We start from the raw sequence: 23,895 nt of genomic DNA on the forward strand, positions 1-23,895 counted from the left end.
TTGGAAGACAGACTTTTATTTTTCACTGTCCTGCTGGCGGTAGATCTTATCGTACAGCGCCTTGTATTTTTCTTTAATAATCTTTCTTTTCAGTTTGAGAGTAGGTGTTAATTCACCACCTTCTATAGACCATTCATCGGGTGTCAGTTCGAATTTTTTGATCTGTTCCCAGTGACCGAATTTTTCGTTATATCCTGCAATTTCTTCTTTAAATCTCGCTATAACATCCGGATTACCTGTGATCTCCTCATTGGTTTTGCCAATGTTCAGTCGTTTTCTGGAAGCCCATTCCCTGACAAAATCGAAATTGGGCTGGATAAGCGCGGCAGGGAGTTTTTCACCTTCTCCGATGACCATAATGTGTTCTATAAAACGCGACTGCTTCATTTCATTTTCAATAATCTGGGGAGCAATGTATTTTCCGCCGGACGTTTTGAACATTTCCTTTTTGCGGTCGGTAATCTTCAGGAAACCTTCTGCGTCGACCTCTCCGATATCTCCGGTATGAAAATATCCGTCGGTCATAGTTGCTTCTGTTTTTTCCGGGTCTTTGTAGTATCCGATCATTACATTGGGACCTTTGCAAAGAATTTCACCATCTCCGGCTATTTTAACTTCCACCCCCGGGATCATTTTACCTACCGTGCCAATTTTCCACCCCCGGTTTTTCTGACAATTCACCGCAATAACGGGTGATGTTTCGGTGAGTCCGTAGCCTTCCATTACCGGAATATCCGCTGCTGCGAATATACGGCTCAGGCGGGGCTGTAGGGCTGCACTTCCGGATACCATAACATTCAGTTGTCCGCCAAGACCTTCCTGCCATTTACTGAATATTAGTTTTCGGGCCATACCGAGCTGAAATTCATACCACCAGCCGTTGGCTCCGTAGGGTTCGAATTTTTCACCGAGCTCCAGGGCCCAGAAGAACAGTTTTTTCTTGATCCCCGTGAGTTCAGCTCCTTTGGCGTAAATCTTATCATAAACCTTTTCAAGGAGTCTGGGCACCACGGTCATAACATTCGGTTTTACCTCTTTCAGGTTATCACTCATCTTATCGATAGACTCTGCAAAAAAGATGGATATTCCATAATATTGATAGAGGTAAACGACCATTCTTTCGAAGATATGGCAAATGGGCAGAAAGCTCAGTGCCCTGGAGTCGCCTGCATTCAGCGGAACACGTTCTGCGCTTCCCAATACGTTCGATACGATATTATGATGGGATAGCATCACCCCTTTAGGTCTGCCTGTGGTTCCGGAGGTATAAATCAGTGTAGCAAGATCATCTGCTTTTATGGCCTGTTTCCTACGGTCTACTTCCTGCTGATTGGTCTGGTCTTTTCCGGCTTCGAGAATTTCTGTCCAGTGTTTTACCCCTTCGAGCCGGTCAAAGGAATATATTTCGACCAATGACGGGACTTTGGCTTTTATGGCGTTGACTTTGGCCAGGACTTCCGCATCCGATACAAAACAGTACCTGGATTCGGAGTGATTAAGCACATACTCATAATCTTCCTCTGAAATCGTAGGATATATCGGAACGGTCTGTGCACCGGTCTGTAAAACGCCGATATCCATGATATGCCATTCTGTTCTGTTGGATGAGGATATAATAGCTACTTTGTCATTGATCTGAATTCCCGAACGCAATAATCCCCTGCTTATGGCATTGGCCCGGTCTACATATGTCTTACTTGACGTTTCCTGCCAGACTCCGTCCTGCTTGGTAACCAGGGCATCTTTGAGGTTGTATTTCTCAAGTTGGTAATACGGTATATCAAATATACGTTTAACATCTGTCATCTTCTGTGGTTTTAGTGTCCCGTCTTATCTTAAAAATAAATAAAATTATAGACATAATGAATGCAAAATAGGAAAATTGTCGATATAAATCAATGAGGTTGCTAAAAAAAAGTACGGATCATTATCAACTTTATAACACCCTGTTTCCAGATTACTGAAGGCTAATTCTCAGACCGGATCTTTTTCAGTAAATTTGGGATTCTAAAACGGTATTGTATGCAAGCAGACTGGTACTCCGTAGCCGGTATCGATCACATAGACTCTCCGGGTGTTGTATTGTATACCGATCGGATGGAGCATAATCTCGAGGAAATGATCCGAATGGTCGGGGGTGATGTGCGTAGATTACGTCCTCATCTCAAAACAAACAAAATGCCCGGGGTCGTAAAGAGAATGATAGGGAAGGGGCTCAGCAATTTTAAAACGTCGACCATAGCCGAGGCCGAAATGGCGGCGGCCTCGGGTGCGGGAAGTGTCCTGATTGCCCATCAGCTTACGGGACCTAAAATCGCTCGCTTCTCCGCGTTGTCTTCCCGTTTTCCGGAAACGTCGTTTTATACGATTATCGATAACGAACATACCTTACGGCTGTGGGAACAGGAGGCCGTGAGAAACCGAAGTAATATCGCAGTATATATCGATGTCAATAACGGCATGAATCGTTCCGGTATAGAGCCCGGCCCGGAACTGGAGTTATTGGCCCGGAAAGTGTTACAGTCGGGAGTATTGGAATTAAAAGGGTTGCATGTCTATGACGGGCACCACCGTGATGCGGATTACGAGCGGCGAAAGAAGAAACTCGAAGCCGGGTTTTCCCCGCTTGAAGCAACTATCCATACACTGAAGAAAGATTGCCCGCAACTCGAAATCATTTCCGGAGGAACTCCGGCTTTTACCACACATGCACTTCATAAAGACCGGGTATGCAGTCCGGGAACCTGTGTGTTCTGGGATTGGGGATACGGCGAAAAACTGCCGGAACAAAAATTCAAACATGCCGTACTCCTGGTCACCCGGGTCATTTCCAAGCCTGCAAAAGGTCTGGTCACCATAGATCTCGGTCATAAAGCAGTGGCTTCGGAAAATCCCGTAGACCAACGGATAAAATTCCTGAACCTGGACCGTTACGAATTGCTTTCACAAAGTGAAGAACACGGGGTATTGCGTGTCGACGATCCGGAGAGGCTCCAAATAGGAGATGTATTATACGGGGTGCCTTATCATATATGCCCTACCATAAACCTGTATGATGAAATCACTGTCACGGAGGAAGGGGAAAAAACGGAGGTATGGGAAATCACAGCCAGGAAACGTCGTATAACGGTCTGATTTTTCCAAAATCATTTCCCGGAGGTGAAATATGATCAAAATCAGGAAATTATCGGGGATTTTCCCTTGGAGAAACTTCAGAAATATTACCTTTGTAGTTAAATGATTATAAATCAGATATATTTTATTTATGAGTAAAGTAAAAGCAAACGACACGGTACGAGTGCATTACACGGGAAAACTGAACGACGGACAGGTATTCGACAGCTCTCTGGAGCGGGAACCCCTCGAAGTAGAACTCGGTCAGGGTAGTCTTATTCCCGGTTTTGAGAAAGGCCTGATAGATATGGAAGTGAGCGAGAAGAAAACAGTGACTATTCCCAAGGAAGAAGCTTATGGCGAAGTACGTGAAGAACTTTTTCATGCTATAAAGAAGGAAGAACTTCCTCCGAATATTACTCCTGAAGTAGGGATGGGACTCGTTGCTAAAAATCCTGACGGCTCCGAATACCAGCTTCGTGTAGCCCAAGTAGAAGATGATCATGTCGTACTCGACGGAAATCATCCGCTCGCAGGACAGGATCTTACTTTTGATCTTGAATTGGTTGAGATAAAGTCATAATTTTAAACATAATACAGGTGTTTTTCTAAACAAATACTTTAGTGTGAAATGTATTAAAAATCCCCCGTATCTTTATGATTCCGGGGGATTTTTAATTGGGTTAACCTTCCAGCAACTCACAATATATCCCGAGATCTTTTACTATTTCGGTAATTTTGAGCACATCTACATCCCGGGCTTCGATACGGAGGATACGGTCCTGGTCTTCCAGGTCGAAATTGATAGATGCATTCGGGAAATACTCAGACAGCACCAGTACACAAATATCCGCAGGTACGGTATTGGTGATATCGGTCCGGAAGATTTCTACATGCGATGAAAAACTACTATTCGGAATCATGGGGTTTATGGTGTTGTCATACCTTGTCATTCTATGGTCACGGATATGATTTCTGCCTGTGACAGCCGAAAAAATCCGTAAGGATAATCCTGTTCGTCTGCCTGGTTACGGATATTCCCCCTGATATTGGCTGCGGGCACGGAAAACGAATTGCCATCCGAAGCGTCAATAACCAGGGACATATAATTATAAAAACGTTCGGATATTCCGGAAAACCTGATGTTTACCACATCGCCGGTTTTCATGTCTTCATGACTGAAATTTTCGAACATCCGGTTTCCCTGTGTAAAAGAGTCATCACTTACATCATATTCCGAAGTAGCGAGAAAACTGACATCAAACCGGGTCAGGTAATAATTATCTGCTTCGGGATCGTCCTGGTAGTAGAATTTCACCTCCTTTTCGTCTCCCAGAAAACCACCTTCTTCATTCTGCTCTACGGAAGATATCTCCGGAACACTTATCATACGTTCAGTGGCCTCGTACGTTATTCCGTCTGCAATAACGGTAAGTCTGTACTCTTCACCTATTACGGGAATAAAGTTGTTGCAGACATAATTTCCCGTGCCTGGAGTTTCTACAAAATCAAAAACCTGTTCTTCCCCGTTGGTCATATATACCGTAGCACCTGATACCACAGGAATTTCCGTATCGTAATAACCGGTGGTCGTGCTGAGTTTTATAACCTGTTCACTACCCGAAGTTCCTTTTACCCATGTTATCCCGGCATCTATGACCAATCGGGGATCTGCCGTGTCGAGATCGGCCTTGATCGTGTCTTCGCAAGACATTAACAGTATGGAAATTATAAGTATGGAAAATAAAAAACGTTTCATCTTCTTAAAATTTAAAATTATAAGTTACACTGGGAATAATGCCGAAAATAGAAAGTCTGATCGCTTCATTTGCTCCCGTATCTTCATTGCTTCTGAAACTGATAGACGCGGCGTTTTTACGGCTGTAGAGGTTATAGATACCAAATACCCATTCGCCCTGCCATCCTTTTTTCTTATAGGGCTTAGGGACGTATGTAGCTGAAACATCGAGGTGGTGATAAGCCGGTAACCGGTCTTCATTACGGGAGACGTAATTCGGGACACTGATACCGTCTATTTCATATCGCCCTTTGGGAAAGGTTACAGGCTGCCCGGTCTGATAGGTGAAATTGGCTCCGAAAGACCATTTTTTGTTCAGTTCATAGCCCCCGGTTATGGTGAGGTTATGCAGTTTATCATAGGCAGAAAGGTACCAGTCTCCGTTATTGATCCCCGTTTCTTCCGGGGTCCTGCCCGGCGTTTGCTGTTCGGCCCGCGAAAGGGTGTAAGCTATCCACCCTGTAAGTTTTCCGGTATTTTTCCGGAGGAGGAATTCAAGCCCGTAAGAGCGGGCCTTTCCATTGAGTATTTCCCTTTCGATATTATTGTTTCCGATAAGATCGGCATTATCGATATAATCAATACGGTTTTTTACTTTTTTATAGAAAACTTCTGTTTCGATGGTATAGGCGTTGTCTTTAAAGTTCCGGAAATATCCCAGGGCTACCTGGTCCAGTATCTGCGGCTTGATATAAGGTCCGCTCGGAGTCCATACATTAACCGGTGTAGGGGACTGGGTGTTGGACAACAGGTGCAGGTACTGCGACATCCTGTTGTAGCTCGCTTTCACCGAGCTATTATCATTAATAGCGTAAGAAAGCCCTGCCCGGGGCTCCAAATTGTCAAAGCCCGAAATTTTATCACCACTGCCATAGGTCCTGCTTCCTGTTTGTTTTCCTTCTTCATAAATACCGAAATCGGGATTGTAGACCAACGGCAGCCCGTTTTCATATATACTGATTTCTTCCTTGCCATAACGCTGGAACATACTGTAACGCAATCCGTAAGTAAGTGCCAGTTTATCTGATAATGTATGTTCTGCGTCGATATAAAAAGAAGGCTCTATGGCATATTTTCTGTCCAGTTGCCTGTAGTTGAAACTGGAGCTTTCCGCATTAGGGCTCAGTGTTCCCGGGTTAAAGTCGTAATATATGGCATTGGCCCCGTATTGCAGGGTAAAACGGTCGGAAACATAATATTTCATATCGTATTTAAGGCTGTAGGTTTCAATATTACTGTTCCATTCGAAGTCAAAGAAAGACAGGTCCAGACCAAAACGATAATCGCTGTATATGACCGACAGGTCGGAAAGGAGGTTTTCCGAAAACCGATGGTTCCACCGCAGATTGAACATGGCATTGCCATACGAACTGGAAAAGCTGTTGCTGATATCAAAGACATCCCGGCCGAAATACCCGGACAGGAAAATGGAATTATTATCGTTGAGGCGATAGCTGATTTTGGTATTCAGATCATAAAAATATCCGGAGTTATCATTGTCGGACAGCTTGAGGAACAAATGGGCATACGAACTTCTTCCTGCTACGATAAAAGACCCTTTTCCGTTGGCAAAAGGCCCTTCGGCCATCAGGCGGCTCGAAATAGCCCCGATGCCTCCGTTCATGTGAAATTCTTCGGAATTACCGGTTTTTTGATGTACGTCGAGAACGGACGATACCCTGCCACCGAACCTGGCGGGAATACCGCCCTTGTACAATTCCATATCCTGTACGACATCGGGATTAAAAACAGAGAAGAAACCAAAAAGATGGGAATCCCCGAATACAGGAGAACCATCGAGCAGGATAAGGTTCTGATCGGCAGCCCCACCTCTTACATTAAAGCCCGAAGAGGCTTCTCCGGCATTGGTAATACCGGGGAGCTGCATAAGCGATTTCAGCGGATCGCTTTCACCGAGTACTACGGGAATACGTTTTATCTCTTCGGAACTCAGGCGACTGACACTCATCTGTGGTTTTTTGATTTCCGCAATATTCCTGTTTCGGGTAACGACAACCTCATCGAGTAATGCCGTGTTGGGATCGAGGGTTACGGACAAAACACTTCCGTCTGCCAGGATATTACGGGTAATATAACCGAGATAAGACACCGAAATAACGGCATCCGGCCGGGAAGGTATCAGCGTAAAATAACCATCGAAATCACTTACAACTCCATTGTTTGTCCCTTTTTCGATAATGTTGGCCTGTGGCAGGGGATCGCCGTTTTCATCGAGTACCTGTCCGCGGATTTCAGGCAGCGTATCCCGTTTCTGTTGTTTACGGACATAAATAACACCGTTTTTGTCCTGAAAATAAAGATGGTGTTTCTTCTGAAGTAATCTTAGTAAACCCGAAAGCGTATATTCTCCCTGGGTTATACCGGTTTGCCGGATATGATCGATATCGTCGTTATTATACGCAAACGAATACGATGTTTGTTCCTGTACCTGTTGAAGTACGGCTTTTAGGCTCCCCGGAGATAACGTTATTTTCGTATCCGGGAAACGGGTGGAATGCTGGGCTGTCAGAAGGTTTATACCACAGCAGGCCATGATCAAAAAGTAAATGACTTGTCTGGAAATCAGATTCATAAACAGATCTGTTTTAATATTAATATTTAAGTGGGATGATATTAGTGTTTAAGTATTACCGTATGAGTATCCGGAAATACATATTTCAGGTCCAGGAGTATAGCCAGACCTTCGATAACGTCTTCAAAGGAAGTCCCGGCAGGATAGGTTATAGTTATCCTTTTCCGTGTGATAGCATCGGGTAAAGCATCGGCATGAACAGTGACGTCATAGCGGTCTTCCAGCATACGAAGTGCTTCTCCGAACGGAATATTATTAAACCGGAGCGAATCCCCGCGCCAGGAGTCTACATTGATCTGATCATTAAGCACAGCAATCCCGGTTCGGTTGTCGATTATAAGATTATTGTCTTTTACAAGGCTGACACTGTCCGACGGGTAGAATACCTTTACACTTCCATCTTTAACGCCTACCGTAGACGTCATTTCATCCTCGTACGATTTGATACCAAAACGTGTTCCCGTTACCAGCAGGTGGTTATTGCCGAAAGACACCCGGAACGGATGCTGTTTGTCGTGGGCCACCTCAAAGTATGCTTCTCCGTTGAGCCGGACGTCCCTGTCATTTTTAAAATCGGGATGGTAAGAAAGTACCGTAGCCGAATTGAGCCAAACTACCGTGCTGTCGGGAAGCATAAAATTGCGCGCAGGTTCTCCGGCAGTAACTTTAAGCGTTATATAACGTTCGTCTCCCGGCATTACTGTTGCCATCCATATTCCCAGTGTAAACAACAGTAAAACAGCGGCAGCAACAGCATAGCGGAACCTGTAACGTCGCGGGGCAGGAGGGTCTTGCCGGAAGCCGAGTTCCTTCCTTATTTTCCGAAGTAGTTTTTTATTTTCATGCGATCCGGACATTGCCGCCGGGGCATCGTTCCACTCCATTTCGAGCAGGCGCTCGGTCAGAAAACGATTCTCATCCTTCTCCAGAGCCTGGAGTAATTGTAATTTTCCCCGGGGTGTAAGGGTCCCCTGCAGGTATTTTTGCCATAATGTATTCAAAGGTTCCATAAATAGCGGGCTTCTTTGTGTTTGTTAACCGGTATATCCGGAAAAACACAAAAACACCTAAGCAAAAAATGTTAAATAATGTTAAAGGTTCAGGAAAAGCAGATTTCGAGTAAAAGCACACCAACGGCAGAAAATCCGGAGAGTTCTTCTTTGAGCACAGCCAGGGCACGGTTCATGTGGTTTTCTACCGTACTTTTGCTAATACCCAGTTCCAGGGCTATCTCTTCTGTAGAACGTCCCTTGATCCTTTTGAGAATAAGTACTTGTCTGGGACGTTCCGGCAGCTTCTCTATAGACGCCTCCAGTGCACGGTAAAAAGTTTCCCGTATCCTGAAACTTTCCTCATCCTCCGTATCAAAGGAGATATCACTCTCTGAAATGGAAGTGTAAAGCTCCTGCTTTAAAGATTTCAGGGCGAGATTGCGGGAGATCGTAAAAAGGTATGCGCTGAAGTTTAGAGAAGCGTCGATCTCTTTCCTTTTTCTCCAGACGGTAATAAATGTCTCCTGGATAATATCGTCCGTATGAAAATCCAGACGAAGTTTTGCTAAAAAATTCCTGATCTTGTCTGTATACCTGTAATACAGTGCCGTAAATGCTTTTTCATCGCTCTCGGAGAGTCGTTTTACCAGTACTGAATCCGGGATGTGGGCCATGAAGATGAAAAGCTTTTGAATGTTCTGGATCGGATGATCCTGTATTGTATTGCGAATGTAAAACTAATTACGTCATGGAATGTTAAAATATAGTGAAAATTATTTTCTCCTTGTAAAACAAGCCTGTTCACAGAAAGTAGCTCTGAAAACAGGCATGAATATACGGGCTGACCGGAATTTTCAAAACCGGCGTGTACGGTGTTCAGAGATAGTCGGCACCGCGGATAGGAGTAGGGAAATTATCCGTGATCCTGGTGACTACACCTATCAGTTGAAACCCTTTTGACGCCACTGTTGCCGTGGGCTTTACTTCTTTTTGCAAAAATACATTTTTTGTAAATACCTGTCCGGTCAGAAGTGATGCGGGTGTAAACGTTATACGTTGTGATACGTATCCGGGAACTTTAACCTCCATGACCAATTCGGCATTCCTGTTAAAACTCCCCTCTAATATATGTCCAGAAGTATTGATCAGTGTAATATTTGCAGGTTTGCCCTCCGTGGTGAAGAGAAGATGCTGCGGCAAAACCGCAACGGCAGCCTGATTATCCCGATCCTTAAAAGAAAATATTCCCTTGACATTCAGAAGAAATTTGATATGAGGAGACATTTTAGTAAACTTCATTTTAGGTTCCATGGCGATACGGGGAGTTACACGGGCTTTGTTTACCTTTTTCACGGTGACGGTATCCGTTTGTAAGCGCGGTGCCAGCGTTACGAATTGCTGTTGTTTTTTACTGATGAGCGTACGCATACTCTGGACATCCTGCTTGTTTTTTTTCTCCAGTCCGGAAGATACGTTCAGAATAGTTTTCCGGTTAATATTCAGTGCGGTATTTACCGAGTTGAGGTTGAGTTTCTGACCGGTACGCAATTGTGCCGTATTGATGATAAAAGGACCGAGATTCTGAATCTGGTCGGTTCGGAGGAGTTTTTTGTTTTTATCGGAGTGTTCGGGTAGTTCTATACGTACGTTACGTACAAAAATAAATTCGGTAGTCACTTCCGGAATATCAATATCCTCCCGGTTGAGGACATACATGTTCCAGAAAGGAGAACGAAGCAGGGATTCGTCAAACCACGGACGGGTAATTTTGGCAAAGAGCAGTTCGAACTCAATTTTTTCGATATCGATATCAGCCATGTCAGAGTTGCCGAAAATACTGCCGTATTCCTCTTCCCGGACCAGGCCGGAAAGCGTGTCCAGTTCCGGTTTCCGGATCTCTATTTTTTTCCATTCCGCACTATTTCCTTTATACAGGTTATTGGGGGTACAACTGGTATAATAAAAAGTATCTTCCACATGGGTCCGCACGGCACTTTCAAAAGCACCTTTGGTCGCTATAAACCTCCGCATAAAACGTTTGAATTCGTCTTTAACCACATTAAGAATAACAGCTTCCACCTTCTGTCGGTTTCCGGAAGCTTCCCATGTCGTTTCCAGTTTTTCGAGACTTTCTTTTTTCAAATCTATTTCCAACACGTTATCCGGGGCATTTTCGGTAAGTGCTGTAATTTCATTACCCAGTTTTTTTATCAGGGAGTCATAAGAACGATATTCGTCAAAATCATCACCCTGGAGAAGATTAAGCACTTTGAGAAAAACAGGGTGTCCGGAAATCATTTTTATGGTCAGCGTGTCGGGGTCCATAAGTTTCAGTCCCCGGAGGATCTCTCCGTAAGCACTGTAAAGATAGTCTTTGCGATCGCCGGATACACTCCAGAAGTTACCTCCGCGACAAATCGTATTGGCCATCTGGGAAAACTCATAGAGCTCATCGTAATATTTATGGGCTTCTTCTGCGGCTTTATTGGTATCCAGAAAGAGAAAATCTTCATAATCGAAACCGGTGGAGAACGGAGAAAACAGCAACCTGTATTTTTCCTTGTCCTCTTCAGCCAGGTGATTATTTACAAAGTCATCTTTTATCTTCCTGAAAATCGTGGCTAATTGTGACATGATTATAATCGTTTTTACTCGGTAACCGAGAGTTAAAGAACTATTTAAGTTAAGCCTCGCGGTACTCCCGCGAGGTTCTTAACTTCTCTATGTGGTTATACCCACTCCTTAACATCCGGTTTGGCATCCGGAGATTTCGGGAGCATATGACATTTAAAACCGATGAGCTGCATTCCCTGTATTTTTATACCCTGAGAGTCACTGCTCGAGCTCATATCGCGTTCCTGGCTGTTCGATTCGTATTTTCCCCCGGCGTGAAACGGTCCCCAGGACACAAATCCGCCACCACTTGCCTTGGTCATTTCGCTGGTGATTTCTGCATGCTGTTTCCCGAAGTAGAGATTGAGGTCTTTGACAAAGATGGCTGTTGTGGTATAGGCCGGGATCATCCCGGAGGGTGGTACCTGCCCGTCCGAAACCATATTATCTTTGAATTCACCGTTGTTCTGGTCAAACCTCCAGTATTTACTGGTGAGAAAATTAAAATTGCACCAGCTCCTCGATATGGGCGCCTGGCATATCTTAAAACTGAGACGGAACTGTGAGGCATCTATTTTTCGCGTACTTTTGGTCTTTTCATAACTACCTTTTCCACCGACATTAAAGAACCCAAGGGAAAGTCCGCCGCCGCCGCCGCCTTTTTTGGAGTCGAACTTATAGTTGGACTGATAATCGGAGCTCCGGAAGGTGAATTCGGTCCACCCGCTATCGCTTTCCGCAAAACCGCCGGGGAGCAGTGAAGTATAGTAAAAATCGGAACCGGAAGACAGGCCGGTAAGCCGGGCTTTCTCCATGTCGTCGATATACTGCTGTTTCAGTGTCAGCATGCTCCTTCCTTCAACCTGGGCTATAAATGCGGCAATCTGATCATATTCTTCTTTATAGCCGTTTGTGATCCAGTCGTTTTTTGCAGCCATGACCTTATTCCGGAGTATACCGGCATTCATCGCCCAGAAATGGATAGCCGCAGGATCTTTGCCGGAAAGTGCGTTTACCCTGTGGGTATTGTATTCCAGCGCAGCACTCATGTATTGCTGCATCTTTTCGTTGTATAGTTTTACAAGCGGTGTTTCCTGTAATACTTCTTCTTCCTCTTCGGTAACGATATTCTTTTTGATCTTTTTTTCCTGAAGTAATCCCCGCAGCCTCGCAATTTTGGCCTTGGTTTTCTCATCCGGTTCGAAATTGGCTACCTGGCTGAATTTCAGAATATGATTGTACGCCTGCGAAAGCGTGTTTTCCGGATTCCATACATTCATGGTAACATCGCCGGTAACCCCGCTGGTATCCGGGATCATATCGCAAAGTCTTGCGAGGTTTTCTGCCTGCATATACTTCCTGCTGACGTCCTGAGCCAGGAGCTGGTTGATTTCTTCCGGTGTTTTTTCCACAGGTTTTTCACCGTTGCTGTTTTCCGGCTGGCGGATTACACCGGTAAGCCCTGTAGACAAAAATTCCAGTTCGTCTTTGGGGTAGGGCATGCCTACAGAAAGCCAGGCGAGGTAGTTGTCATCCGATTTAGGGACCACATCATCTCCGTTGGTAAGTACGTCGTATAACTTACCCAAAACAGAATTCATTAATTGTTCCGGTAATACTTCTTTTGCCATGATCGTTGATTTAAGATTAATACTTGTTTTATTGGTTTAAAAGTTTGGTAAGCAGTTCTCTTGTCGGTTTGTCAAAGACTCCGTTAATAGCTAAGGTGAGATCCGAAGCCTGGAAATCTTTTAATGCCTGCTCTGTTTTCGGTCCGAAAATACCATCGGAGGTTCCGGGGTTATAGCCCAGCTGTTTTAAAGCATCCTGAAGACTTACCACTTCGGTGCCGGTATGTCCCTTTTTGAGGGTTTTTCCGGAGAAGATCGTTTTTCCTGCCGCTCTCAATCTTCGGAAACCGAGCAGGTATTCGGTACTCCTTCCGCTGATGGAAACCTGGTTTCCCTGGTTTCCGCCGAGGCAGTAAATTCTTTTGCCATCCGAAGAAAATCCCAGAAAAATGCCTACATGTCCTTCCCAGGACTCCCTGCTTACCCGCCAGAAGACTACAACATCTCCAGGTTCGGGAATACTGACGGAAAATCCCTTGTTCAGCCAGGATCTGGCGGCAAGGCTTCCCGATTTTTCCAACCCGGCTTCCTGGGCTACCCAGTTCATGAACAAACTACACCAGGCCGATTCGTCTGATGTATAGCCGGGGAAACCCGCTTCTTTGGCATAGTGCAATATTTGCGGGTTGGCTTCTTTTCCCGGAACTTCCTTAACGCCGAGTTCCTGCATTGCGATTTGAAGTAAAGTTTTCATAATAGATAAGGATTAAAGTTTGTAGTGGTGCCGGAGCTTCCCGGGGGCTCCGTATTTGTTTTGGTCAAAGGTATCCGGATGAGGAAACCGGCACAAGGGGCTTTTTCCTTGATTTCCAGGGGTGTTTACCCCGGGATGAAAGGGGATTTTTCCCCTTTTGCTCATCGTGTTGTCCGGTTTTAAGCTTTTTATCTATACTTTTATCCAAACCATTAAACCACATATTATGAAAACTAACTTTACCGGAAAGGCTATTTCAGCCGTAATGCTTATTCTTGTCCTGCTTTGTCTGTCTTGTACGGAACACCAGCCTGAAAAAGTCAATAAGCCCAAAAATACCATAGATGTAAAACGAGCTTCAAAACTCAGCAGCAGGTTTGTAAAGGAACTCGACAACCTGATGCAGGGCGTAAAAATGCGACAGGATACTGCAAAAGGATTTATACCCGTACACCAGCCCGCTTTCGAGTATACGAGCCATACCTATTACAGTCTGGATGAGCTTGAGCATTATTTTGCATGGGCAAAACAGGAGGCTAAGGCAAAAGGTTATACGCTTGAAGGCTTCCGTTTTTATTTCGGGGTTTATCCGGAAACAGAAGAATCAGGAGAAAAACAAAATGTCATGACCCTGTTTATTTCGCCGGCAGGGAAAAAAGCACGTAAACAGGAAAGTGCATTCGTAAACATGCCTTTGATGTATAATGATGTCCCCGATAAAATAATGGATATCGACCCGTACAACTACGGTGGCGCTGGAGACCCGCCTAAAGCTTCTTATTAGGATATTTGTATCGGGTTATCGGGTTAACCGGAGGAAATCAGCGCTTGATATTCCGGTACTCCATAACCCGATTTCCCTTTGGAGCATACAGATTTTCGAACATGATAAAACGGTAACAGGTATTTGGAAACACTGACCATAAGCATACGGTATATCGCACTCTTGTCTGCCATCATAGCTACACTGGCCTACGGACGCTATCGCCAGGGAAAGGGCAGGTATTTTGTGTATTCCATCTGGTTTACGGCAATCACTGAGTTTTCCTATAAGATCGTGTATTACCAGGTACTCGATGCCAGGTATCCCATACATTTTATCGTAAACACCTATACTGTTATACAGTTTCTTTTTTATTTCCTGTGGTACAGGTCATTGATTACGAGCATAACGTACAGGAACAGGATACTGTTTATGGCCACCTTATTCCTTGCTTTTGGCATTTACAATAGTTTAGGGCTACAGGATTTTATTTATGAAAGACAGACCTATACCTATATTATCGGGACGATCTTTGTAATTATTACCATTTACCTTTATTTCGTAGAAGTCTTTAAGGACGATTTTATATTACATTTTCAACGATCTGTCTATTTCTGGTTCAGCCTCGGAATATTATTGTTTTTTATACCGTTCCTTCCGTTTATGATCGCATCCGAGTTTTTTCATTACGGAGGAGATTTGTATTCTTTGGTTATCTTTATACTCAACGTGGTCATGCACAGTTGTTTTATCACAGGAGTTTTATGGAGCAGGAAGAGATACAATTACTGATTCTGGCTTCTTCGGTGGTCCTGCTTTTATTGCTGGTAGCCGTAGTTTCTATTTTCTCTGTTTTCTACCGGAGAAAAACCAAACTGCTTATGCAGAAAGCCGAAGACAAAAAACGTTTTGAGGAAGAGCTGGCGAAGGCCCAGACCGAAATCCAGGAACAAACCCTCAAAAATGTCAGTTGGGAACTTCACGATAATATCGGACAGTTGCTTTCCGTAGCCAAAATGCAGCTCAATATGCTCGAACGTGTGGTGGGGGAGCAGCAGAAGTCCCAGTTCAGAGAAGCTACCGATATTCTCGGAAAAGGAGTTCGTGAAATACGGCAGTTATCGCATTCTCTCAATGCAGATTTCATTCTGAACGTGGGTCTCGAAGAAGCTTTGAGGGCAGAAGTAAGCCGTTTCGAACGTCTTAATTTTCTGGAAACGGAATTCCACACCGAAGGTACTCCGGTTTGTATGGAGAAAAAAGACGAAGTGATCATTTTCCGGATCCTGCAGGAGTGCTTTGCCAATTGTATCAAACACTCCAGGGCAACCTTTTTATCGGTATGTATCCGCTATACGCCCCGGGAGATCATAATTTGTGTACGGGACAACGGAATTGGATTCATCCCCGAAAAGGTACGGAAAGGAGTCGGAATGATCAATATAAACCGCAGGGCGGCCATGATAGGAGCGAAAATACAATTGGAAGCGCAAAAAAATGCGGGAGTTTCCATAACTTTGACATATCCCTTGAAACCAACCAAATACCACGATGAAACGCAGTAGCATTGCTATAGTTGATGATCATTTGCTTTTTGCGCAATCACTTACTTCCCTGATTGTTGCACTGGATAAATACGATGTGCTTTTTCACGCCTATAACGGGCAGGACTTCATAGTACAGATGCAACGTATTGCAAATGCTCCGGATCTCGTTTTACTGGATATCAATATGCCGGTCATGGACGGACTGGAAACGATGAGCTGGATCCGGGAACACGCTCCGGGTCTGAAAGTTCTTGCGCTTTCTATGGATGACAGGGAAGAAACCATTATCCGAATGCTCCGATTGGGGGCCAGGGGATACCTGTTAAAGGATATTCATCCCGATGGTTTCGAAAAGGCTTTGGACGATACCCTTTCCAAAGGGTTTTACTTTTCGGATCGGATCACCAATACCATCCTCGAGTCCATAGATAAAAAAGAAATATCCGCAGGAATGTGCCTCAAAGAAAGAGAAGTGGAATTCCTGAAACTGGCCTGTACCGAAAGGACATACAAAGAAATCGCAGAAGATATGTTCCTGTCGCCGAAAACCATTGATGGTTACCGGGAGGTCCTTTTTGAAAAACTGGACGTCAAAAGCCGTATAGGACTGGTACTCTATGCAATAAAAAATAAACTGATAGAGATCTGATTCTTATTTGTAAGCTTTCTTGATCCGGTCCAGGTTTCGTTTGTTATCCCGGTCCTTGATCGTTTCCCGTTTGTCATACATCTTTTTACCCTTGGCCAGGGCAATTTCCATTTTGGCCAGTCCCCGGTCATTGATAAACAGACGCAACGGAACGATGGTAAGCCCTACGTTTTTCACCTCCTTGTTCAGTTTGCGAAGCTCGTTTTTGTTCAGCAGAAGCTTACGTTCGCTACGGGGTTTATGGTTGTAATGCGTACCGTGCGCATATTCTTCGATATACATATTGATAACGAATAATTCTCCCCGTTCGTTAAATTCGCAAAAACTCTCGGCAATAGAAGCTTTGCTCAGACGGATAGACTTTATCTCCGTTCCCGTAAGTACGATTCCCGCTACGTATTTGTCGAGCAGTTCAAATTCGAAACGCGCACGTTTATTCTGTATGTTGATCTTTTTTTGCATAAGGATTGCAAAAGTACTAACTATTTTATAATTCAACGGGGTGAAGGCACCCTTTACCGGTTTATCGCGGTTTCCAGGGCCAGGTTCACCATGTTTTTTAATGATTTTTCCCGGGCGACAGCATCTATACTTTCCCCCGTAACCACATGATCGGTAATGGTAAGTATAGCCAGTGCACGTACCCCGAAACGCGCTGCAATGGTATATAGCGCAGCAGCTTCCATTTCTACACAAAGCACACCGTATTCCGCCCACCTTTTATAATAGTCCGGATCCGCGTCATAAAATATATCACTGGTCAGAACGTTCCCTGCTTTCAGCGGAATATCCAGCAATCCGGCTTTACTTACGGCCCGGGTAAAAAGTTCGAAATCAGCTACAGGAGCAAAGCTGTCCTGGTTAAAATGTATCCGGTTTATATTGCTGTTGGTGGATGCTGCCATGGCCAGTACGATATCCCGGACTTTAATGTCCTTTTGGTACGCTCCTGCGCTGCCCACACGGATCAGTTGTTTTACACCGTAATCGTTGATCAGTTCATGGGCGTAAATGCTTATGGAAGGTACTCCCATTCCCGTACCCTGTACGGAGATCGGTGTTCCTTTGTACGTACCGGTAAAACCGTACATGCCGCGAACATTATTGTATTGCACGGCATTGTCCAGAAAATTTTCGGCAATCCAGCGTGCTCTCAACGGATCGCCCGGAAGCAGTACCGTTTCGGCAATATCGCCTTGCTGTGCTTGTATGTGTACACTCATATCAGTAAGATTCGTTGGACGTATAACCTTCTACAATGGCGATACCACTGGAGGTTCCTATACGGGTTACGCCCAAATCTATATATTTTTTTGCAACTTCAAAACTTTTTATACCTCCGGAGGCCTTGAGACGCGCCCTTCCGTTTACGGCACGGGACATCAGTTCGATATCGTGAAACGTAGCCCCGCCGTTGCCGAAGCCCGTAGAAGTTTTTACATAATCAGCCCCCGCGTCTGCAGCCAGGGTACTGGCCAGTATTTTCTCGTCGTCATGGAGATAGCAGGTTTCAATAATCACTTTGAGAACCCGGGTACCTATGGCCTTTTTTATGGCATGGATATCCTGAAGAACCTTTCCGGTATCACCGGATTTCAGCCATCCGAGATTGATCACCATATCAATTTCGTCGGCGCCATCGACAACAGCATGTTCGGCTTCGTAGCATTTGGCTTTACTGCTCATGGCTCCCAACGGAAACCCTACCACCGAACATACCCGGATATCCGGGGCTTCCATAAGCAATTCTTTGGCACGAAGAACGTGACAACTATTTAGACAAACGGAGAAAAACCGGTATTCCAGCGCCTCCTTACAAAGTTTCTCTATATCCCTGTATGTCGCCGTAGGCCTGAGCAGGGTATGATCTATATACTGATTTATGAGCATATATACAGTTTAGGATCTCGTTGACATGATTACGGAGTTCCGTAGCCCTTTACGCTGCGCGGGCGTAACTCGGAATGCCGTTCTTCAAAGGTAGTGTTTTTTAATGGTAGAACGATCGCTCTGAAAAGTTCGAGGAATGTTTCTCCGTGTTTTTCCGCATGGCCTGTACGAAGGTTGTAATGAACAAAACTCAGCCATGCAAAGGCCTTCAAATGCGTCTTGTCACTGTTCCACATCCGCACTTCCACTAACAGCTGCCTGTCCGAATAGTGGAGGAGCTGTGTTTCTATAACCACTTCTTCCATGGTCATAGCCGGGCGGAGGTAGGCCACCTGACTGCTGCTTACCACCCAGCTGAGTCCCTGCTCGCGGATTATACGGAATATGTCAAACCCGTAGTACTCCAGCAGGTGATCTTCCCGGGCGTTGATAAAGTAATCCATATACCTCGCATTATTGAGGTGATTAAAAGGGTCACAGTCCTGAAACCTTATTTTGGTCCTGCTTTCTAAAATACGTGGTTTTGTTTCCATAATTATTATTTTTTATACCAAACGGTATATTATAAAATAAAAATAAAGAGCTGCCTGTATGGTTACGCAGCCCACTTGGTTTGTATAATATGTTTAAGGATCTCCATCGTATCCCGGATATACATATTGTCGTCCATAGTCAGGCTCATAAAAATGGCACCCTCTATCATACTGAACATCTGGCGTGCGCTTTTCGCGGAGTCCAGGCTCTTTCTGAGTTCACCGTTGTTTTTACCTTCATCGAGAATATCGATAAGGCTTTTTTCTATTTTGGTGATGATCCCGCGTACCCGCAACAGCAATTTTTCATTCTGGTGGTTGGCATCCACACCGATGCTCAGTATCGGACAGCCTCCCATATTCTTTGAAAAATCGGAATACCTGCTGTAAAAGTCCACGATAAGCAAAAGCTTCTGCAACGGAGTATCCCCCTGGTCCTGATGATCTTTGATCTGCCGTAATACGTGTTTTACATTAAATCGAAATGCTTCTATGGCTAATTCTTCCTTGTTTTTGAAATTACCGTAAATAGCACCCTTGGTAAGTCCTGTTGCCCCGGTGATGGTAGTCATACTCGTAGCGGCATAGCCGTTCCGGTTAAAAATAGGTGCAGTCGTAGCAATGATAAATCTTGAAGTTCTTTCCGATTTCGTCAACATAATAAGAGCAGATGGTTACAGCAAATATAAGAAAATATGTCTTTGGATATTCGGAGTATTCCCAATTTGGTAACACAGGAGAGAAATACACATCCATTGGTTCCCGCTTTTTTACGTAAATTTGTAAAGCATTTTTATATGCTGTTCATCTTCAAAAACCGACAATCATGGCCGAGCTTATACGAATTTATGAAGAAAATCCCAATGCCAGGGAAATACAGAAAGTAGTGAAGGTACTCAGGCAAGGGGGGCTGATTATTTATCCTACCGATACTGTTTACGGCCTTGGCTGTGATATAACAAACTCCAAAGCCCTGGAACGCATTGCGCGGATTAAAGGTGTTAAACTGGAAAAAGCTAACTTTTCTTTTATATGTGCGGATCTCAGCAATTTGTCGGACTACGTAAAACAGATTGATAACAGCACCTTTAAACTACTGAAAAGAGCCTTACCCGGACCTTTTACCTTTATTCTTTCGGGTAACAACAGTCTTCCCAAGGATTTTAAGAAAAAGAAAACCGTGGGTATCCGGGTACCGGGAAATAATATTGCCCAGGCCCTGGTCCGGGAGCTTGGCAACCCTATCGTATCGACATCCATACACGATGAAGACGAATTACTGGAATACACCACAGACCCCGAACTCATTTATGAAAAATGGGAAAACCTCGTGGATATTGTCATTGATGGCGGTTACGGGGACAACATAGCTTCTACGGTCGTCGACCTTACCGGTCCGGAACCCGAAGTCGTACGACAGGGAAAAGGGCAGCTGGACGAAATACTGTAAAAAAAACGGCACTCAGAGTTTCGTTATGCGTTCGAGCGTGTACCTGATGAGGTCTTCCACAAGTTTTTTGGGATCTTTAGCAAAAGTACCGTTGGCCCTGTTGGCTATTATGGCATTGAGCGATACGGCCTGGTGCCCGAGCAGCCCGCAAAGGCCATATATAGCAGAAGTCTCCATTTCCAGGTTGGTCACCTTCAGGCCGAGGTGACTGAAACTGTCTATCTTCATATTCAGCTTAGGATCCTGTAGTGACAGCCGCAATACCCTGCCCTGAGGCCCATAGAACCCACCGGCTGTGGCCGTAAAACCTCTGTGCATATCATTTCCGCCGAAGTGTTCCAGCAATTTTTTATCTGCTGCGATAACCAGAGGCTGCGATTTGTAAATACTCCATCCCGTATGCTCTATAAAGGCTTCCTGGATTTCCGGATGGACTATACTATCGATACGGTAAGCATGCAGCATGCCGTTGAGATCCAGCCCATACGCACTGGCCAGGAATGATCCTACGGGAATACCGGTCTGGAGAGAACCCGAGGTGCCCACCCGGATGATCCGGAGCGATCGAAGATTTTCCTTTATCATACGTGTTTCCAGGTCTATATTAACAAGGGCATCGAGCTCGTTGAGTACAATATCTATATTATCCGGCCCTATCCCGGTAGACATAACCGTGAGTCGTTTTCCGCGATATGTACCGGTCTGGGTCTTGAACTCTCTTTTCTGAGTCGTAAACTCTACGGTATCAAAATGCCTTGTTATTTTTTCCACCCGGTCCTGGTCACCTACGAATATAACGGTATCCGCGATATGTTCGGGTTTGAGGTTCAGGTGATATACACTACCATCCGGGTTGAGTATAAGTTCGGATTCTGCTATGCGCTTGCTCATGGTATAAAGATAGAAAACAAAAAGAAGGACGACAAGGCCCTTCTCTCTGTTTTAGCACACTACATGATATTTGTAGTGTTTTCTTTACCGCTTCCGTGCGCATGTCACGAAACGCTATCTGCTTTATGGGAAGTTACAGCTTCAAAAGCTTTCCGCTATCCTCGTGATATAGAAAACTGTATTTGCGTGTTCCCCCGAGGAAAATATCATCCTGTTTTATAAAAGGGTAGTAGTTTTTTACCTTATCAAGGACTTCTTTTCCGGTTGCACTTAGTTTTACCGGATGAAACGAATGGAAAAGGGGTTTCATTGTATCAATGAGCCTGTAATACTGAAGATCGCCGAAACCGTAATCGCTTTCTTTTTTGATAAGGGCTTCCACCAGCTTTTCCTTGGAATTGATTCTTTTGCTGTTAGCCAGGGCAAGGACTTCGTTTTCGAGTTGGTTCAATCCGTTCTTCACGGTAGGAAAGCGGTGGAGGTGAAGGGCTATGGCGTCGGTGAGGTAAGGAAACTGGGAAGCGTTGAATTTAGAAAAAGTCTCGAGGCGCAGGGGGGTGTCACTACAGTACAACTGCCAGATGTAATCTGCATATTCTATATCGTCCTGTTTGAGGTTTACCCGGGACCCGTATAGTTTCAGGATTTGTTCTTCACTTAAGCGGGTGAGTATAAAAGGCTTGTCCTTTTTCTGTTTTTTACATACCAGGGAAACCTGTGCTTCCTTACGGTGCTTTTTAAGCCAGCTGATCACCGCGATCATATTGATCTGGCAGAACAGGTCCTCGTCGAACCAGAGCACGATCTCTTCCTGTGTTTTCTGGTTACAAAGGCGCCTGTATTCTTTGAGTGTTGCCTCTATAAAGTTGGTCTTACTGACCTTGTAATTCTTATTCAGAAATTCAAAGCGGGTTTTCCAGAAAGACTCACTTCCCACTTCGGTGGTCGTCTTTCCTTCGCAGAGCATTTCCCGCCAGGTAATAATCTCTCCTTCCAGCTTTAAGTTCTTAAGTACCGAAGTAAAGCCATCCCCGTTGGTAATGTGTAAGGTTGTAGTCATTTTAAGGTTTGTTTTTGTTTGCCAAAAATATTTTCAATAAGCTGTCTAAAACCACTTTTGTATTCTTGAGAATAACGACTGCCTTTCGCTATTTTTTAACCTTTGATATGATGTATAACAACATGCCATAACGCAGCAGGACCGTATTATCCTCCGACACGTTTTACGTTGTATCCTTCTTCCTGTAAGAGTTTCATGATCTTATCCCTGTAATTGCCCTGTATGATGATCTCCCCGTCTTTGACAGAACCGCCCACGCCGCATTTTGTTTTCAGAAATTTACCGAGTTCCCTCAGGTCTTCTTCCGGCCCTTCAAACCCTTTGATAACCGTTACGGTTTTTCCGCCCCGGCCTTTATTGCTGAAATGAGCTTCAAGGTATTGCTCACCTGGCGAAAGCTGTGGTGTTTCCTCCGTTTCGAATGTTGGTTCTTTCCCGGTTGAAAAGACAAAACTTCCAAGATCTTCAAGGCTGCTTAATTTATTGTTGCCCATTTTTCTCCCTTTTTTTTGACAACTCTATTTTAATGTAAACGTATAAAAATAAATTTACGTATATACTTTAACATTAATTATTTAGACTGCGACAAAACCAAGGTTTCTTTTCCCTTTTTCAGGTACTTTAAGCTTACGGTTTTGTAGCAGGCTTACGCGGAGTTGCCGATGTTTTTATGCTTTTATAAGTCCCAGTTCTATGAGACGCTCATGAAGAAACTCACCTGCGGTAATGTCTTCGTATAGTTTCGGATGCTTCTCGTCGATACAGTTCTCCAGGCAGTCCAGGGGCATTTCGCTTACCGGGTGCATAAAGAACGGTATGGAATATCTGGACGTTCCCCAAAGTTCTCTCGGCGGGTTAACCACTTGATGTATGGTAGATTTCAGACGGTTATTGGTATGCCGCGAAAGCATATCACCGACATTGATCATCAATTCGTCCGGTTGTGCTATGGCATCGATCCATTCTCCTTTATGATTTTGCACCTGTAGTCCTTTACCGTGTGCTCCCATCAACAGGGTAATAAGGTTGATATCCCCGTGCGCTGCCGCACGGATCGCATTTTCCGGTTCGCTCGTAATAGGTGGATAGTGGATAGGCCTTAATATAGAATTTCCGTTTTTGATCCACTTGTCGAAATACTGCTCCTCCAGTTCCAGATGAAGGGCCAGTGCGCGTAGTACATAACGAGCGGTTTTTTCGAGCATCCTATACGTTTCCTTGCCCACTTCATTAAAACGGGGAAGCTCTTCCACCATAACATTCGGCGGATATTGAGCCTCTAATACCGGATTGTCCTCTACATACTGGCCAAAATGCCAGAATTCTTTGAGATCACCCTCTTTACGGCCTTTGGCGTGCTCTTTTCCGAACGAAGTATATCCCCGTTGTCCGCCTATACCTTCGATCTCATACTTTTTCTTTACGGCTTCCGGAAGGGCAAAAAATTTCTTGATTTCCGCATAGAGGTCTTCTACCAGCTGCTCGGACAGGAAATGCCCTTTCAGGGCTACAAAGCCTATCTCCTCGTAGGCATCCCCGATTTCGCGTATAAATTTCTTCTTTTTACCGTGATCCTCCGAAAGAAATTCCCTGAGGTCCACACTGGGTATTGTATTCATCTGTTCTCATGATTTGACCCCGTGAATGTTACGGAGTGTTTTTCGCTTTCTTAAACAA

General features: G+C 44.5%; 25 protein-coding genes. 7 read left to right on the top strand and 18 right to left on the bottom strand.

From position 1 onward, the window contains the following. Positions 1-15: 15 nt before the first annotated feature. A complete protein-coding gene (locus tag BT112_RS08745; protein WP_072316993.1) occupies positions 16-1,806 on the bottom strand; it encodes an AMP-dependent synthetase/ligase in 1,791 nt (596 codons plus the stop codon). Positions 1,807-2,022: 216 nt separating this feature from the next. Here BT112_RS08745 and BT112_RS08750 point away from each other — a divergent pair, with 216 nt between their 5' ends. Together BT112_RS08750 and BT112_RS08755 are read left to right on the top strand one after the other, a co-directional pair. Beyond that, complete coding sequence (locus BT112_RS08750) at positions 2,023-3,135, top strand: D-TA family PLP-dependent enzyme (RefSeq protein ID WP_072316994.1); 1,113 nt, start codon at positions 2,023-2,025, stop codon at positions 3,133-3,135. Between the two features lie 130 nt (positions 3,136-3,265). Further along, a complete protein-coding gene (locus BT112_RS08755; protein ID WP_072316995.1) occupies positions 3,266-3,697 on the top strand; it encodes an FKBP-type peptidyl-prolyl cis-trans isomerase in 432 nt (143 codons plus the stop codon). A gap of 100 nt (positions 3,698-3,797) precedes the next feature. Here the strand turns inward: BT112_RS08755 and BT112_RS08760 are convergent, their stop codons facing one another. The 8 genes from BT112_RS08760 to BT112_RS08795 all read right to left on the bottom strand — a co-directional run bounded on the left by BT112_RS08760 (position 3,798) and on the right by BT112_RS08795 (position 13,435). Then, on the bottom strand, positions 3,798-4,067 hold the full coding sequence (locus BT112_RS08760) for a hypothetical protein (RefSeq protein ID WP_217652348.1): 270 nt from the start codon (positions 4,065-4,067) through the stop codon (positions 3,798-3,800). Next, complete coding sequence (locus tag BT112_RS08765) at positions 4,064-4,873, bottom strand: DUF4249 domain-containing protein (protein WP_072316996.1); 810 nt, start codon at positions 4,871-4,873, stop codon at positions 4,064-4,066. Before BT112_RS08765 ends, BT112_RS08760 begins: the two co-directional genes overlap by 4 nt. Before the next feature lie 4 nt (positions 4,874-4,877). After that, complete coding sequence (locus BT112_RS08770) at positions 4,878-7,505, bottom strand: TonB-dependent receptor (RefSeq protein WP_245777005.1); 2,628 nt, start codon at positions 7,503-7,505, stop codon at positions 4,878-4,880. Positions 7,506-7,546: 41 nt separating this feature from the next. Then, complete coding sequence (locus BT112_RS08775; RefSeq protein WP_072316997.1) at positions 7,547-8,515, bottom strand: FecR family protein; 969 nt, start codon at positions 8,513-8,515, stop codon at positions 7,547-7,549. Positions 8,516-8,604: 89 nt separating this feature from the next. Further along, on the bottom strand, positions 8,605-9,171 hold the full coding sequence (locus BT112_RS08780; RefSeq protein ID WP_072316998.1) for an RNA polymerase sigma factor: 567 nt from the start codon (positions 9,169-9,171) through the stop codon (positions 8,605-8,607). Between the two features lie 202 nt (positions 9,172-9,373). Further along, positions 9,374-11,131, bottom strand: coding sequence for a hypothetical protein (locus BT112_RS08785; RefSeq protein WP_072316999.1), 1,758 nt, complete (start codon positions 11,129-11,131; stop codon positions 9,374-9,376). A 95-nt stretch (positions 11,132-11,226) separates the two neighbouring features. Beyond that, on the bottom strand, positions 11,227-12,741 hold the full coding sequence (locus BT112_RS08790; protein ID WP_072317000.1) for a hypothetical protein: 1,515 nt from the start codon (positions 12,739-12,741) through the stop codon (positions 11,227-11,229). 28 nt (positions 12,742-12,769) lie between these two features. Then, complete coding sequence (locus tag BT112_RS08795) at positions 12,770-13,435, bottom strand: C40 family peptidase (RefSeq protein ID WP_072317001.1); 666 nt, start codon at positions 13,433-13,435, stop codon at positions 12,770-12,772. A 226-nt stretch (positions 13,436-13,661) separates the two neighbouring features. On the opposite strand from BT112_RS08795, the gene BT112_RS08800 reads away from it, so the two are divergent. From BT112_RS08800 to BT112_RS08815, 4 genes are all read left to right on the top strand, one after another. Next, on the top strand, positions 13,662-14,219 hold the full coding sequence (locus tag BT112_RS08800; RefSeq protein WP_072317002.1) for a hypothetical protein: 558 nt from the start codon (positions 13,662-13,664) through the stop codon (positions 14,217-14,219). Between the two features lie 123 nt (positions 14,220-14,342). Then, the gene (locus BT112_RS08805; protein ID WP_072317003.1) at positions 14,343-14,990 is read left to right on the top strand and encodes a hypothetical protein; all 648 of its coding nucleotides are present in this window, start codon (positions 14,343-14,345) and stop codon (positions 14,988-14,990) included. After that, entirely contained in the window at positions 14,963-15,763 is an 801-nt protein-coding gene (locus BT112_RS08810) for a sensor histidine kinase (protein WP_072317004.1), read from the top strand. The genes BT112_RS08805 and BT112_RS08810 overlap by 28 nt, the downstream gene beginning before the upstream one ends. Then, complete coding sequence (locus tag BT112_RS08815) at positions 15,750-16,394, top strand: response regulator transcription factor (RefSeq protein WP_072317005.1); 645 nt, start codon at positions 15,750-15,752, stop codon at positions 16,392-16,394. Before BT112_RS08810 ends, BT112_RS08815 begins: the two co-directional genes overlap by 14 nt. A 3-nt stretch (positions 16,395-16,397) precedes the next feature. Here BT112_RS08815 and smpB read toward each other — a convergent pair whose 3' ends face one another. From smpB to BT112_RS08840, 5 genes are all read right to left on the bottom strand, one after another. After that, a complete protein-coding gene (smpB, locus tag BT112_RS08820; protein WP_072317006.1) occupies positions 16,398-16,856 on the bottom strand; it encodes an SsrA-binding protein SmpB in 459 nt (152 codons plus the stop codon). Between the two features lie 53 nt (positions 16,857-16,909). Further along, positions 16,910-17,617: a purine-nucleoside phosphorylase gene (gene deoD / locus BT112_RS08825; protein WP_072317007.1), complete on the bottom strand. Its 708-nt coding sequence runs from the start codon at positions 17,615-17,617 to the stop codon at positions 16,910-16,912. A gap of 1 nt (position 17,618) precedes the next feature. After that, positions 17,619-18,284, bottom strand: a complete 666-nt coding sequence (deoC, locus tag BT112_RS08830) for a deoxyribose-phosphate aldolase (protein WP_072317008.1) — start codon at positions 18,282-18,284, stop codon at positions 17,619-17,621. Between the two features lie 29 nt (positions 18,285-18,313). Beyond that, positions 18,314-18,817 carry an acyl-CoA thioesterase gene (locus tag BT112_RS08835; RefSeq protein WP_072317009.1) on the bottom strand — a complete coding sequence of 168 codons (504 nt, stop codon included), beginning with the start codon at positions 18,815-18,817 and terminating at the stop codon, positions 18,314-18,316. 62 nt (positions 18,818-18,879) lie between these two features. Then, entirely contained in the window at positions 18,880-19,476 is a 597-nt protein-coding gene (locus tag BT112_RS08840) for a TetR/AcrR family transcriptional regulator (RefSeq protein ID WP_072317010.1), read from the bottom strand. Between the two features lie 167 nt (positions 19,477-19,643). Here BT112_RS08840 and BT112_RS08845 point away from each other — a divergent pair, with 167 nt between their 5' ends. Then, positions 19,644-20,267: an L-threonylcarbamoyladenylate synthase gene (locus tag BT112_RS08845; protein WP_072317011.1), complete on the top strand. Its 624-nt coding sequence runs from the start codon at positions 19,644-19,646 to the stop codon at positions 20,265-20,267. Positions 20,268-20,279: 12 nt separating this feature from the next. On the opposite strand, the gene BT112_RS08850 is transcribed toward BT112_RS08845, so the two are convergent. The 4 genes from BT112_RS08850 to BT112_RS08865 form a co-directional block, all read right to left on the bottom strand. Next, entirely contained in the window at positions 20,280-21,158 is an 879-nt protein-coding gene (locus BT112_RS08850) for a nucleoside phosphorylase (RefSeq protein ID WP_072317012.1), read from the bottom strand. Between the two features lie 133 nt (positions 21,159-21,291). Continuing rightward, a complete protein-coding gene (locus BT112_RS08855) occupies positions 21,292-22,218 on the bottom strand; it encodes a DUF1835 domain-containing protein (RefSeq protein WP_072317013.1) in 927 nt (308 codons plus the stop codon). Positions 22,219-22,364: 146 nt separating this feature from the next. Then, positions 22,365-22,712: a translation initiation factor gene (locus BT112_RS08860; protein ID WP_072317014.1), complete on the bottom strand. Its 348-nt coding sequence runs from the start codon at positions 22,710-22,712 to the stop codon at positions 22,365-22,367. A gap of 174 nt (positions 22,713-22,886) precedes the next feature. Next, positions 22,887-23,837, bottom strand: a complete 951-nt coding sequence (locus BT112_RS08865) for an isopenicillin N synthase family dioxygenase (protein WP_072317015.1) — start codon at positions 23,835-23,837, stop codon at positions 22,887-22,889. Positions 23,838-23,895: the final 58 nt, after the last annotated feature.

Source organism: Sinomicrobium oceani (assembly GCF_900119185.1).
GTDB lineage: Bacteria > Bacteroidota > Bacteroidia > Flavobacteriales > Flavobacteriaceae > Sinomicrobium > Sinomicrobium oceani.